The organism is Cedecea sp., assembly GCF_036500665.1.
GTDB lineage: Bacteria > Pseudomonadota > Gammaproteobacteria > Enterobacterales > Enterobacteriaceae > Cedecea.
The window spans coordinates 48,389-60,703 of record NZ_DASYBS010000051.1 but is presented as its reverse complement, the minus strand read 5'-3'; the positions used below and the strand labels follow the sequence as shown (position 1 = coordinate 60,703).

The following is a 12,315-nucleotide window of genomic DNA, read 5'->3' as shown; positions in this document are numbered from 1 at the left end:
AACTGGAACCGGCTTCCGGGATTTAATCTGCTAACGCTGGTAGTGAATAACGTCCCGTTTAAGGACGGGGTACAGGTCCACGAAACATCAGATCAGATCGTTGCCTGATTGCTCCGTACACCAGATTTGACAATAACTCCTGACGAAGCGATGGAACACGTTATCACAGCGCTGGGCTATGAAGTGTAGCGCTCGCCGTCGACAATATAACCCCATCAGGAATAGCCTATGATTGCCAGTATTCTTATCGGCCTGGTTGCGTTGATTCACCTTTATATTCTGGTGCTGGAGATGGTGCTTTGGGATAAACCCGCGGGTCAAAAAGCGTTTGGTTTAACACCTGAGTTTGCGCGTCAGTCGAAAACGCTGGCGGCGAACCAGGGGTTGTATAACGGATTTCTTGCCGCCGGATTAATTTATGGGCTATTGGCGGTCAGCAATGGCTACGAATTTAAGCTATTTTTCCTTCTTTGCGTACTGGTCGCCGGGTTATTTGGTGGTTTCACCGCCAGTAAGAAAATACTTTATGTACAGGCCGCACCTGCGGCATTGGCGCTGATTGCATTATTCGCGGGCATATAATCGAAAAAACCCGGCAAACGCCGGGTCACCATAAGGCTATCATCATTAATATAATTGGTGATCGACCGGATCTTTTTTAGAGTGGTTCCGGACCCTCCAGAGGAGGAGAAATATAGGCATATTTCGACAGCGGAATGAGGGTTCATCAAGCTACCGAAGGCAAGAAATTATCCTGAGTTGCCATTGTTAGCAAGCGCCAGGTGATGATTTTTTTTGAATATGAATTTTAAAACTAAATTTTCCAGAATAATCAGACTGAGCAGATTGTCAGATTCGTCTATCCTTAAGAGGTTAGTTGCTTTTTTTGAATGGATTAACTGAATTTATCAGGAGTTTATATGGGATTTTGGCGAGTGGTTTTCACGATTATCCTGCCCCCGCTGGGTGTGCTTCTTGGTAAAGGTTTTGGCTGGGCCTTTATCCTTAATATCATTCTTACTTTGCTGGGCTACTTCCCGGGGCTGATCCATGCCTTCTGGGTACAAACCCGGGAGTAACCCGATGATGCAGCCTGCCCGAACCTCCCCGGTTGTGGGTAAAGGCAGTTGATACAGCGGGCCGTCACCAGACAAGCTGCTCGTACCCGAAGCCCACGGTTGTGGGCTTTTTATTTCTCTTAAATAAAAAAGAGTTCCGTCATACCCAGAAATAACGGTTTTGTTTATCCTTGATTAAGGTTTTCTTAATATTCCCGACATCTAAAAATAGCAAAAATGGTTGCGCTTGAAATTAATTTCCATTCAATTATTTTTCTTTCAAAACAAGGATGTACAAACCGTTACACGAAAGTACTGGGCATGATGTACGGGTAATTCGCTTTATTGAGGAAGCGTTTATTCTTGTCATTTTACTATGCCCGTGTTTTCACTCCTGAGGTTATAATAATGAATCATCTTTTGATTACCGGTGCGACTGGTTTCCTGGGCGGCGCGGTATTAGCCCGCTCCCTTTCTGAATCCTCTTTTAGTTCCGTATTGTTATTGGTGCGAGCGAACTCTCCTCAGGAGGGCGTGGCCAGAATTAGAAATAACCTTGCTAATTTTGGTTGTACTGAAGCTGAGCTGGCGCAAATTAACCCGGAAAATATATTACTGGGTGATTTAGCCGAGCCTGAACATTTTCTCGATGATGAAAGATTGTCCCATGTCACGCACGTCATCAACTGCGCCGCGGTCGCGTCGTTTGGCGAAAATGCGCTGATCTGGAAGGTTAACGTCGAGGGCACCCTGCAGTTTGCCCGTCGTATGTCACAGGTCAAAGGCCTGCAGCGTTTCCTGCACGTAGGCACCGCGATGTCCTGCGTGCCGGATGCGGGTACCCTGGTGACTGAAAGCATGTCGAGCAAGCCGGAAGAAGAGCATCTGGTGCAGTACACCTGGTCCAAATCCACCATTGAACGCATGATGTCCGAGCAGTTCCCGCAGCTGCCGCTGGTTATTGCCCGCCCGTCTATCGTGGTTGGCCACAGCGAGCAGGGCTGCCGCCCGTCCAGCAGCATTTTCTGGGTCTTCCGCATGGTGCTGATGCTCGGTAAATTTATGTGCTCGCTGGATGATAAAATCGACGTGATTCCGGTGGACTACTGCGCCGAAGCGTTGTTGCTGCTGGCGAAGAGCGAGTCGCTGAAAGAGAAGGTCTACCACATCTCTGCCGGGGACGTGAGCAGCATTCGCTTTGCCGATATTGATGAGGCGATGTCCAGCGCCCTGAACCAGACGCCTATCTTCTCCAATTACGAGCAGGTGGATTACAGTGAGCTGGTGAAGAGCCGCAGAAGTTTTAAATCTATCTACGGGCCGTGCAATGAACGCTTAATGCTGCGTGCGATGCGCCTGTATGGTGAGTTCTCCATGCTGAATGTCCGTTTCTCCAATGAGAAACTGCTGGACCTGGGCATGTCGCCGCCGCCGCGCTTTGTCGATTACATCAGCCGCTGCGTGGAAACCACCCGGGATTATTCGATTCCGGAGCTGATGAAGGTCGACTTCAAATAATAAAGAAGGGAGCGCAAGCTCCCTTAAGGCAGTCGACAAGATTTATTGTTCCAAAAGGTCTCTAACTTCGGTCTCATAAAAACAATGAATTATGTTCACTGACTTGCCCCAAACAGTCGAAAACCACGTTTTTCGGCTGTTTGTCATCAATATTAACGGGAGCGCAAGCTCCCTTTTTCACATTTAGCGGATCACCACTTCATTTCACCGGTATTCACTTTGGCGCTCATTTCCAGGGAGCTTTCATCGGCAAGGCCCGGATACTTTTGCTTCATCTCCGCGATGACCGGAGCGCTTTTCCCTTTTTTCAGCGCCAGCTCAAAGTCGGCTAAATAGTCGCCGGTAAAGACAACCGGAGCAGCCCCTGGCTTAACGTCTCCGATGTAGTGCCCCGGGATCACGCGCTGCGGCTTAAGGGCGGTCATTTCGTCCAGCACATCACGCCATTCCTGACGCGCGGCTTTGGTCTGGGAATCTGCCGTCCAGACGTGAATACCTGAACTGACGCCTACGCCGCCGAGGATCGTTTTATTGACCGGGATCCACAAATAGGCCGCGTGTGAGGCAGGTTGGCGCAGCTCAATTTTTTCACCGTCTACGGTGAAGGTGGTGTCATGCGTGACCTGAGGAACAAAGACTTTCTTCGGTGCGCCGTCCTTCAGAATCGGGCCCCAGTATTTGATCTTCTCTTCTTTTGTTTTATTGATATGGTCAACGACCAGCGGAGTGGCTTCAATTTTTACCTGCGGGTATGCCTTAACAATGGGCTCCAGGCCGAAGTAATAGTCCGGGTCACCGGCGGTGATAAGAATGCGGGTCAGCTTTTTACCGCTGTGCTGAATCATCTTCACCAGCGCTTCACCGTCTTTGACGCTGAACTGGGCATCAACGAGCGTGGCTTCCGTTGGGCCGCTAATCAACGTAGAGGTGACCGGGAATACGCCCTTGTCCTGCGGGTTGTAGACGTTGAGCGTCAGCGGTGCGGCAAAGCTTGCGCTGCTGAACAAAAGGGTGGCCGCAGCCAGGGTCTGTGTCTTCATCTCTTTCTATCCTGATCATCTGAATGAATAAGCCCGTTTGGGGATGAAAAACAGTTTAAATTGCATTATGTGAATCGTAATGGCTTTATTCGGGTAAGATGAGTTTCATAAATCGAGCAGATGAGCGAAATAATGGACAGGATCATCGCGGCAAAAGTCTATACCCGTATTTGTGAACTGGGCAGCCTGAGCGCGGCGGCGCGGGCGCTGAATATGTCTCGCCCGATGGTAAGCCGCTATCTGGAACAAATGGAGCATTGGGCCGGAGAGCGGTTGCTTCACCGCTCCTCACGCAGGCTAACGTTAACCCCCACCGGTGAACGCGTGCTGCAGCAAGCGCGTGCGCTGAACGCGGTGGCGGAAAGTATTGCGGCTCAGAAGCAGCAAGATTTACCGTCAGGTACCCTGCGCGTAGCCTGCTCACAGTTTGGCGCCCGTTATTACATCGTGCCTTTTTTGTCTGACTTCCTGCGTGACTATCCGGACGTCAGGGTCGAACTACACGTCAGCAGCGAGGCGGTGAACATGATTGAGGAACGTATCGATCTGGCCATTCGCATCACCAACGATCTTGATCCCAATATTATTGCCCGGCGGTTAGGGGAGTGTGAGTCTATGCTCTACGCTTCACCTGCCTATATTGAAAAGAGGGGGATGCTGCGCTCGCCGGCGGATCTTGAGCACCATAACTGCCTGCAATACAGCTATTTTCTGCGCAACATCTGGCAAATGGTGGATGAAAATGGCGAGCCGTTGAGCGTTGAGGTCAGCGGTAATTTTAGCGCGAACGACTCGGTGGTGCTGATGGATGCGGTAGCGGACGGCGTGGGGATTGCGATGCTGCCGGTTGAGGATGCGAAGTCGCGGTTTGAGCGTGGAGAGCTGGTCAACGTGCTCGAGGCTTATCCGCCAAGGTCGATGGGGATCTACGGTATTTACCGTAGCCGAAGCTATCTGCCTGCCGCGCTACGGCTGTTTCTTGCGGCGCTGGCGGAAAGGCTGGCGAAATAAATTAAGAAAAATCTCAGTATTTTGCCGCTATACCGTTTACTTTTTGTGCCAGGAATGTTCTGATCTCGCGGCAAAAAGTGAGGGGAGCAGAGATGTTTCAATTAAAACCGGGCAGCCTTGCGATGGTCATCGGCGCCCGTACCGCAGCCGGGCGGGTGAATATTGGTAAGGCGGTGGAGCTGTTTGGTTTGTGCCAGCCGGGCGAGCGTTTTGTTAACCCGGTGACGGGCGTTGTGACGCAGTTACCGCTGGAGGCAAACTACCCGCTGTGGCTGGTCACCGGCGAAGTTGTCGCCTTTGATGGTCGCCAGGGCTACGCTTTTGTGCGCGCTGAGCATTTAATGCCACTGGATAAAGATTTTTCCCTGCAGGAAGACGAGCTTCACCTCAGCTACTGATCCCGGCAGTGGCGTAAAAAGTCGGCCAGCACCAGCGCATGGTTCTGGCCGGTATTTTTGGCGCCATACAGCAACGTCAGCGTGCCGCTATCGCCGTGTCGGGCAAGCGCCCTGGCGGCTTCCAGATTCTGCGCAAGCTCTTGCCTGTAGCGCTCGCTGAACGTAGCGAAATCGATTGTTTCGCCGTGAAAGGCTTTGCGTAGCTCGTTCGAGGGCGCCAGTTCCTTCGGCCATTCATCGTAGCGCAGGTCGCTTTTTTTCATCCCTCTCGGCCACAGTCTGTCTACCAGCACCCGGTAGCCGTCATCCCCGGCCGGAGCTTCATAGACTCGTTTACAGCGGATCATGCCTTCTCCTTATCGACGTCTTCTAGCCTGCTTAACAGCTGCGGGATCTGATGCTCGGCAAAGACTTCGATGCCGTGCTGGCGCAACAGCGCCGCTGCCACGCCCTGACCCGGTACTGTTTTACCTGCAAAGTGACCATCATAAATTTTCTGGCTGCCGCAGGTCGGGCTGCCGTCGGTAAGAATAGCAAAGCGACAGTTATTCTCCTGGGCGGTTTGCAGCGCGAGCCAGGCGGCAAGAAGATAGGATTCAGTGACGTCCTTGCCATCGCTTTCCAGAATGGCGGCATGACCGAGAAATGCGGCTTCACCATCGCCGCCGCTAAGTTCAGCGGGAAGGCGCGGCGTTGGAAGACCGGCGGCAAGCTCCGGGCAGTGGATCACCAGGCGGCCTTCATCCTGCAGGCGGGCGAGGGCCGCGCCAGTCTGCGATTTTTCGCTACCGTTATAGCGGACTTTAAATCCCATCAGGCAGGCACTAACCAGTATTTTTGTTTTCATCGTTTTTTATCGGCGAAGTGAACCTGCCACGGTACTACATTGTTTACCCCTCAGGGAAGGGGAGAGGACTGCCAATTTTTGCGGTTGTCAGCGTGCGGCAAAACGCCTACTCTGTCATTCCTTATGTTGTTCTCTTCCCTCAAACATAAGGCCAACAAAAGTATGTCAGACACACAGCTGAAGTCCACGTTACGTATTGCGCTTGTCGGCGATTATAACTCTGCGGTTATTGCTCATCAGGCCATTCCTCAGGCATTAGATAATGCGGCCGCTGCCCTTGGCGTTAGCGCGGATTATGACTGGCTCTCCTCACTGGAAGTGGCCAGTAATGAAGATCTCGTGGGCTACGATGCCATCTGGTGCGTACCCGCCAGCCCTTATCTGAATGAAGAGGCGGCATACCTTGCCATCCGCTTCGCCCGCGAAAACGGCATTCCTTTCCTGGGTACCTGCGGAGGTTTTCAGTACGCGGTTGTTGAATATGCACGTCATGTATTGGGTTGGGAAGATGCGGGTCATGCTGAAACCGCAAGCGAAGGCCGTCTGGTGATTGGCCGCCTGAGCTGCTCGCTGGTGGAGGTTTCGGATACGATTACGCTTTTGCCTGACTCTATTGCCGGTCGAGCCTACGGCAAGACGGAAATCGAAGAGGGCTACCACTGCAACTATGGCATCGCTGAATTTTTTGCCACTGCGCTTGCCGATGAACCGCTGAAGCCGACCGGCTGGGATAAGCAGGGCGAGATTCGTGCGGTAGAACTTCAGGGGCACCCGTTCTTTGTGGGGACGCTGTTCCAGCATGAACGCAATGCGCTGAAAGGAAAACCTTCCCCACTGGTTGAGGCATTCCTTGCCGCTGCGGAGAGATAAAACAGAAAGGCCCGCATCACGGGCTTTCTCTTTAACGAGGCCTGGTCGCCCGAAGAATTAAAAAGGCCGGGCGGCGCATCTCTTTTGCCAGCCGGGGATGCTGCGCCAGAGTTTCCTCTGTGGGCTTGGTTTCAAGCATTCGGGTGAGGGCAAAGCCGCTGTCCAGCAGCGTATTGACATAGGTTTCCGTGGTGCGATGGTATTTCTGCACATCTTCCACAAACCAGCTGGTATGGCGTAAGCCTTGCTGGTGGTAGTGATTGACCGGCCAGATAACCTCTTCTTTATACGGCTGCCAGCCTACCGGGAAAGCGGTACACATCGGATGTTCTACAGAGAAGATAAACTCCCCGCCGGGTTTTAATGCGGCAAAGATCGTATTGCTCAGGCGGGCAAAATCTTCAATGTAGTGTAACGCCAGCGACGAAATAGCCAGATCCCAGGTTTTACCCTCCGGTGAGAACTGCTCCAGCGGTAAATTGTGGTAGCTGATGTTTGCGTCCTGTGTGGCGGCACGCGCCTGGGCCAGCATCTTTTCCGAGAGATCAAAACCGGTCACGCTTGCCGCCCCGTGGGCGCGGGCGAAGCGGGCAAAGTCGCCAAAGCCGCAGCCCAGGTCGAGGATCTTCAGACCATCCAGAGCGGGCAGAAGGGAGTAAAGCTCGGGGATCTCCAGCAGCCCGTTAAGGCCGGAGTCCTGCTCCCGTAACCGGCGGTAATTTTCAAAAAATACCGGGTCGTCAAAAATGTTCTGCGGTGCTGATGATGCCATTCGATCCTCCTTGTGGGTCTGTTCAGGCTGCGGCTTACTCCGCCGCGCCGATCTCTTTCTGGCGCCCAGCATAAGCCCCAAAAATGCCCATGACGACAGAAAGTAGTGCGCAACCCAATAAAGGAATCGCCCAACTGCCCGTGATGTCATGAATTTTACCCATTACCGGCGGGCCAAAGGCGGCAAGAAGATAGCCCACGCACTGCGCCATACCGGACAGCGCCGCCGCCTGATGCGCGGAACCGGTGCGCATACCAATGAACGAGAGCCCCAGGATCATCGCCGCGCCAGAGCCAAAGCCGCCCAGCGACACCCAGAAGATAGAGAAGGCTGGCAGCAGCCACAGGCCGAGGGTGGCCATACACCAAAGCAGCGCCATCAGAGCGGCAATCCCGCGCTGGTCTTTCAGGCGGCTGAGGATCAGGCCGACAAACAGCCCCGGAATGGCGGTGGCGAGCTGCAGGATCCCGTGTATCGACCCGGCTTCGGCTTCGTTGTAGCCGTGGCTGATCAGAATAGAAGGCAGCCAGCCGATAATCACGTAATAGACCAGTGAGTTAATGCCCAGATACAGCGTCACCTGCCAGGCCAGCGGCGAGGACCAGATGCCGCGGCTGTGCAGCGCGGGGTTGCCTGAAAGGTTCATCACGGTACTGCTGCCCAACTGAGGCAGCCAGACAATCAGCGCCAGCAGCGGGAAAACCATCAGCGACAGCATCGCGCCGGACCAGCCAAAACCGTGCAGGGCAATCGGTACCACCATCACCGAGCCCAGCGCGGCGGCCACGCCCATCGTCAGCGAATAGGCGCCGGTGAGTTTGGCGACCTGGCCGGGGAAGTCGCGCTTAAGCAGGCTGGGCAGCAGCACGTTGCCCATCGCTATCCCGCAGCCGATGATGGCCGTGCCGATATACAGAAACGCGGCGTGGCCGGCGGAACGCAAAGCGATACCGGCGCAGATGATCAGCAACGCGCCAAACAGGCTGCGCTCGGTGCCGAAGCGGCGGGCGATCCCGGCGGCAAGCGGGGAAACAACCGCAAAGGCCAGCAGGGGCAGGGTGGTCAGAATACCAATTTGCGCGGTGGACAGCGAAAGTGCATCTCGCACCATGTCCAGCAGAGGTGCTGCACCGGTAAAGGTTACGCGCAGGGTGGTGGCAATCATCAGAATGCCGAGCAGAAGCAGAATGCGGCTCTTCTTGCTCGCTGAAGTCGTGGAGGTCATATGTCTGTGTCCTGAAAAACGGTAAGGCAAAGATACACGCTTCTGCCTTTTTACGAATCAAGCTAAAATGACAGATTATCGCTAAATTCGGACATACTATGGAACGTGACCTGGATCTCGAAGGCTTTGACCCGGACAGCATTGTGACGCCCGCGCTGGCCTTTCGCATTCGCGCCGCGCAAACCTACAACGAAAAACCCATCCACACCCACCGAAAAGGGCAGCTGATTCTGGCGCTCCACGGCGGTATTACCAGCGAAGTGACCAACTCGATGTGGATGGTGCCGCCGCAGTATGCGGTCTGGGTGCCGGGGCAAATGCCGCACAGCAACCGGGTGACGGCGGACGCGCGGCTGTGTTTTTTGTTTATCGAACCTGATGCGGTGGCGATGCCAAAAGAGTGCTGCGCGCTGAAGATCTCGCCGCTGGTGCGGGAACTGATTCTGCGTTTGTCTAACGTTACCCACGAACATCTCGGCTGCGCGCCCATTCAACGGCTGGTGCAGGTGCTGTTTGATGAGCTTCCCCATCAGCCGGTTGAGCAGCTCCAGTTGCCTATCTCCTCGCACCCCAAAATACGTGCGATGGCGGACAGTATGGCGAAAAACTTGAAGCAGAAGAAGACGCTTGCGCAATGGGCCGGTGAGATGGCGATGAGCGAGCGCAATCTTGCCTGGCTGGTGGTGAAAGAAACGGGGCTAAGCTTTCTACGCTGGCGACAGCAGCTGCAGCTTATCGTTGCGCTGCGCCTGCTGATAAGCGGAATGACGGTGCAAATCGTGGCGGAGTCGCTCGGCTATGACTCCACCACGGCGTTTATCACCATGTTCAAAAAGGCGCTCGGCACCACGCCAGGGCGCTATCTGAGCACCCTGGCCGGGGACGATTTTACAGACTAGCCAGCTTAAACTGGGAGACGGCGGTATTCAGTTCGTAGGTCTGCGCCAGCAGCGACTCGGCGGCTTCTGAGGCCTGGTTCACCATCGCGGCGTTTTGCTGGGTGGTGACGTCCATCTGGCTGATAGCCGTGCTGACCTGCTCAATACCGCTGCTTTGCTCATCGCTGGCGTGGGTGATTTCGACCATCAGGGCCGCCACGCGCTTCACATCCTGCACCACGGTGTTGATGGTTTTGCCCGCTTCGTTAACCAGCTTACTGCCGCTGGCCACCTGATTCACCGAATCTTCAATTAACTCTTTAATCTCTTTGGCCGCACTGGCGCTGCGCTGGGCCAGGCTACGAACTTCACCGGCTACGACCGCAAAACCGCGCCCCTGGTCACCGGCTCTGGCGGCTTCCACCGCCGCGTTCAGCGCCAGGATGTTGGTCTGGAAGGCGATGCTGTCGATGACGCCAATAATGTCGGTTATCTTGTTGGCCGAGCTTGAAATGCCGTCCATGGTTTCTACTACCTGCGCCACAACCGCGCCGCCCTGTTCCGCGCTTCTTGAGGCGGTATTCGCCAGCTGGCTGGCGCTCTGAGCATTTTCGGCGTTCTGCTTAACCGTGGCGGTCATCTCTTCCATTGATGAAGCCGTTTGCTCCAGCGCGCTGGCCTGCTCTTCGGTGCGGGAGGCGAGGTCAATATTGCCGCTGGCGATTTCGCTGGAGCGGCTGGAGATCTGATTGCTGCTCTCGTGAACCAGGTGGATGACCATGGTTAACTGCTGGCACATGGTTTCCATCGCCGCCATCACGCTGGTTCTGTCGCCGTCGCGGACTTTTACTTCGCAGGTGAGATCCCCGCAGGCTACGGCGTTGGCAATTTCGGCCACTTCGCTCGGTTCTCCACCGAGGGAACGGAAAATGGTGCGGTGTACCCACCAGCCGACAACCAGCAGCAGTAAAACGGCGGCGCCTGAGCCAATCAGCTGCCATTGCGTCGAGTTGGCGCTGCTGTGCTGCGCTTTTCCGACCGCGTTATCGGCATACTGGCCGGACGCTTTGACGAATGACTCAATGCCCTTCTGATGGGCGAAGAAGTCTGTATCCGCCGCCTTTAGCTTTTCAAATAGCGGCGTCGGTGCGCCCGAGCGAATAAGCTCCACCAGGTCATTGGCATCTTTAATCATTGCCATCCCCGCACGGTATTGTTCTCCGAGCAGGTTTTCCTGCAGTTCTGGCGGCAGAGTGCTTTTCCAGTAATCAACGCGCTGGTGCCATTGCGCGCTCAGGCGTTTGATCTCCGCATCGGCCTGGTCGACGCTGAGCGTGCCTTCTACCACGCGCGAAAGCACCAGGCGCATCTCAATCAGGTAAACCGGCGCGGGCTTAATGTCAGACATCAAATCCTTAGACAGTAGGCCGCTTTCGGTACTTTGCGCGCTTCGATGGCTGCCGTAGAGTGAAATGGCGGTCACCAGGGCGGACATCAAAATCGAACAGCAAATTAATAGCAACAAATTGTGAGCCAGTGATTTCATTTTGCCTCTCCTGTTATTTGAAAAGCTTATCGGCGAGAGGGAATAGAAACTTTTCCATCGAATCTGAAAACTCCTGCCTCAGTCACAAATTTATGCCTGAAACAGGGATGTTTTTATTTTTAAAATAATCACTTAGCACAACTATTTATTACATCTATAAGTGAAAAATTTAACCGAGATTTAACTAATACATTTTTCGCATATGCAATGGAGGATTAAGCATTGGCGAGGGGGGAAGGCTTATGCGAGCGTAAGCACATAGCTCGCTTACAGACGGGATAACAAGGAAAATCAATGGCACAGGTAACGTCTTTATCTAAAACAACTTCACACAACATGACACGCAGCAAAACGGCTCTTGCCTCTCTGGTTCTGGCCCTGTCCGGCCTGACCTCCGCCGCGGTCCACGCAGACCAACTGGCGGATATCCACAAGGCAGGGGTAATTAAAGTGGCGACATTTGACGCTAATCCACCTTTTGGTTCCATAGATGCCAAAACGCACGATATCGTGGGCTATGACGTTGATTTCGCAAAAGCGCTGGCAAAATCCTTAGGCGTTAAGCTTGAGCTGGTGGCCACCAACCCGGCGAACCGCATTCCGCTGCTGCAGTCCGGGAAGGTCGATTTAATCGTTGCGGATATCACCATTACCCCGGAGCGTGCCCAGGTGGTGGATTTCTCTACCCCATATTTTGTGACCGGGCAGCAGTTCCTGGTCCCGGCTTCCGGGCCGGATAAGCTTGATGATTACGCGAAAGGGCGCGTGGGTGCGGTAAAAGGCACCACCGGAGAACAGGCGCTGGTGCAACGTTTCCCGTCAATTCGAGTGCTTTCTTATGATGATATCCCGCTGGCTTTTACCGCGCTGCGTAACGGTAATGTCCAGGCTATCACCCAGGACAGCACTATTCTTGCCGGGCTGTTGGCTGAAGCGCCGGATAAGGCGAAGTTTAAAATTCTGCCGGATCTGCTGAGCAAGGAAGAGATCGGCGTTGGCGTCAAGAAAGGGGAACCGGCCCTTTTGAAAGCGGTTAACGACGAGCTGGTGAAGCTGGAGCAAAACGGCCAGGCGGAGCAAATTTATAACGCCTGGTTTGGCCCTGAGAGCAAAACCCCGCAGCCGCGCAGTTTTAAAATTGTAGCCAAATAA

The 12,315-nt window shown here is 54.2% G+C and carries 14 protein-coding genes; 8 read left to right on the top strand and 6 right to left on the bottom strand.

Annotation, left to right across the window (positions count from 1 at the left end):
• The first annotated feature begins 228 nt into the window (after positions 1 to 228).
• The 3 genes from VGM55_RS08560 to VGM55_RS08550 all read left to right on the top strand — a co-directional run bounded on the left by VGM55_RS08560 (position 229) and on the right by VGM55_RS08550 (position 2,576).
• Positions 229 to 582, top strand: coding sequence for a DUF1304 domain-containing protein (locus VGM55_RS08560; protein ID WP_154187601.1), 354 nt, complete (start codon positions 229 to 231; stop codon positions 580 to 582).
• A gap of 338 nt (positions 583 to 920) precedes the next feature.
• The gene (locus VGM55_RS08555) at positions 921 to 1,079 is read left to right on the top strand and encodes a YqaE/Pmp3 family membrane protein (RefSeq protein ID WP_154187600.1); all 159 of its coding nucleotides are present in this window, start codon (positions 921 to 923) and stop codon (positions 1,077 to 1,079) included.
• A 387-nt stretch (positions 1,080 to 1,466) separates the two neighbouring features.
• Positions 1,467 to 2,576: an SDR family oxidoreductase gene (locus VGM55_RS08550; protein ID WP_154187599.1), complete on the top strand. Its 1,110-nt coding sequence runs from the start codon at positions 1,467 to 1,469 to the stop codon at positions 2,574 to 2,576.
• A gap of 191 nt (positions 2,577 to 2,767) precedes the next feature.
• Here the strand turns inward: VGM55_RS08550 and VGM55_RS08545 are convergent, their stop codons facing one another.
• Positions 2,768 to 3,616 carry a Vmh family MBL fold metallo-hydrolase gene (locus VGM55_RS08545; protein ID WP_331635236.1) on the bottom strand — a complete coding sequence of 283 codons (849 nt, stop codon included), beginning with the start codon at positions 3,614 to 3,616 and terminating at the stop codon, positions 2,768 to 2,770.
• 132 nt (positions 3,617 to 3,748) lie between these two features.
• Here VGM55_RS08545 and VGM55_RS08540 point away from each other — a divergent pair, with 132 nt between their 5' ends.
• Together VGM55_RS08540 and VGM55_RS08535 are read left to right on the top strand one after the other, a co-directional pair.
• On the top strand, positions 3,749 to 4,627 hold the full coding sequence (locus tag VGM55_RS08540; protein WP_154187597.1) for a LysR family transcriptional regulator: 879 nt from the start codon (positions 3,749 to 3,751) through the stop codon (positions 4,625 to 4,627).
• Between the two features lie 92 nt (positions 4,628 to 4,719).
• The gene (locus VGM55_RS08535) at positions 4,720 to 5,025 is read left to right on the top strand and encodes a hypothetical protein (protein ID WP_154187596.1); all 306 of its coding nucleotides are present in this window, start codon (positions 4,720 to 4,722) and stop codon (positions 5,023 to 5,025) included.
• Here VGM55_RS08535 and VGM55_RS08530 read toward each other — a convergent pair.
• Together VGM55_RS08530 and VGM55_RS08525 are read right to left on the bottom strand one after the other, a co-directional pair.
• Positions 5,019 to 5,372 carry a DUF488 domain-containing protein gene (locus VGM55_RS08530; protein WP_154187595.1) on the bottom strand — a complete coding sequence of 118 codons (354 nt, stop codon included), beginning with the start codon at positions 5,370 to 5,372 and terminating at the stop codon, positions 5,019 to 5,021. The genes VGM55_RS08535 and VGM55_RS08530 overlap by 7 nt on opposite strands.
• Entirely contained in the window at positions 5,369 to 5,872 is a 504-nt protein-coding gene (locus VGM55_RS08525) for a DUF523 domain-containing protein (RefSeq protein ID WP_154187594.1), read from the bottom strand. The genes VGM55_RS08530 and VGM55_RS08525 overlap by 4 nt, the downstream gene beginning before the upstream one ends.
• 162 nt (positions 5,873 to 6,034) lie before the next feature.
• Here VGM55_RS08525 and VGM55_RS08520 point away from each other — a divergent pair, with 162 nt between their 5' ends.
• Entirely contained in the window at positions 6,035 to 6,742 is a 708-nt protein-coding gene (locus tag VGM55_RS08520) for a CTP synthase C-terminal region-related (seleno)protein (protein WP_154187593.1), read from the top strand.
• Positions 6,743 to 6,773: 31 nt separating this feature from the next.
• Here the strand turns inward: VGM55_RS08520 and VGM55_RS08515 are convergent, their stop codons facing one another.
• Both VGM55_RS08515 and VGM55_RS08510 read right to left on the bottom strand, forming a co-directional pair.
• Positions 6,774 to 7,514: a class I SAM-dependent methyltransferase gene (locus tag VGM55_RS08515; RefSeq protein ID WP_331635235.1), complete on the bottom strand. Its 741-nt coding sequence runs from the start codon at positions 7,512 to 7,514 to the stop codon at positions 6,774 to 6,776.
• Between the two features lie 34 nt (positions 7,515 to 7,548).
• Positions 7,549 to 8,739, bottom strand: coding sequence for an MFS transporter (locus tag VGM55_RS08510; RefSeq protein ID WP_154187591.1), 1,191 nt, complete (start codon positions 8,737 to 8,739; stop codon positions 7,549 to 7,551).
• A gap of 98 nt (positions 8,740 to 8,837) precedes the next feature.
• Between VGM55_RS08510 and VGM55_RS08505 the strand changes: the two genes are divergently transcribed.
• Entirely contained in the window at positions 8,838 to 9,638 is an 801-nt protein-coding gene (locus VGM55_RS08505) for a helix-turn-helix transcriptional regulator (RefSeq protein ID WP_331635234.1), read from the top strand.
• On the opposite strand, the gene VGM55_RS08500 is transcribed toward VGM55_RS08505, so the two are convergent.
• On the bottom strand, positions 9,628 to 11,163 hold the full coding sequence (locus VGM55_RS08500; protein WP_331635233.1) for a methyl-accepting chemotaxis protein: 1,536 nt from the start codon (positions 11,161 to 11,163) through the stop codon (positions 9,628 to 9,630). The genes VGM55_RS08505 and VGM55_RS08500 overlap by 11 nt on opposite strands.
• 336 nt (positions 11,164 to 11,499) lie before the next feature.
• Here VGM55_RS08500 and VGM55_RS08495 point away from each other — a divergent pair, with 336 nt between their 5' ends.
• Entirely contained in the window at positions 11,500 to 12,315 is an 816-nt protein-coding gene (locus VGM55_RS08495; protein WP_331635240.1) for an ABC transporter substrate-binding protein, read from the top strand.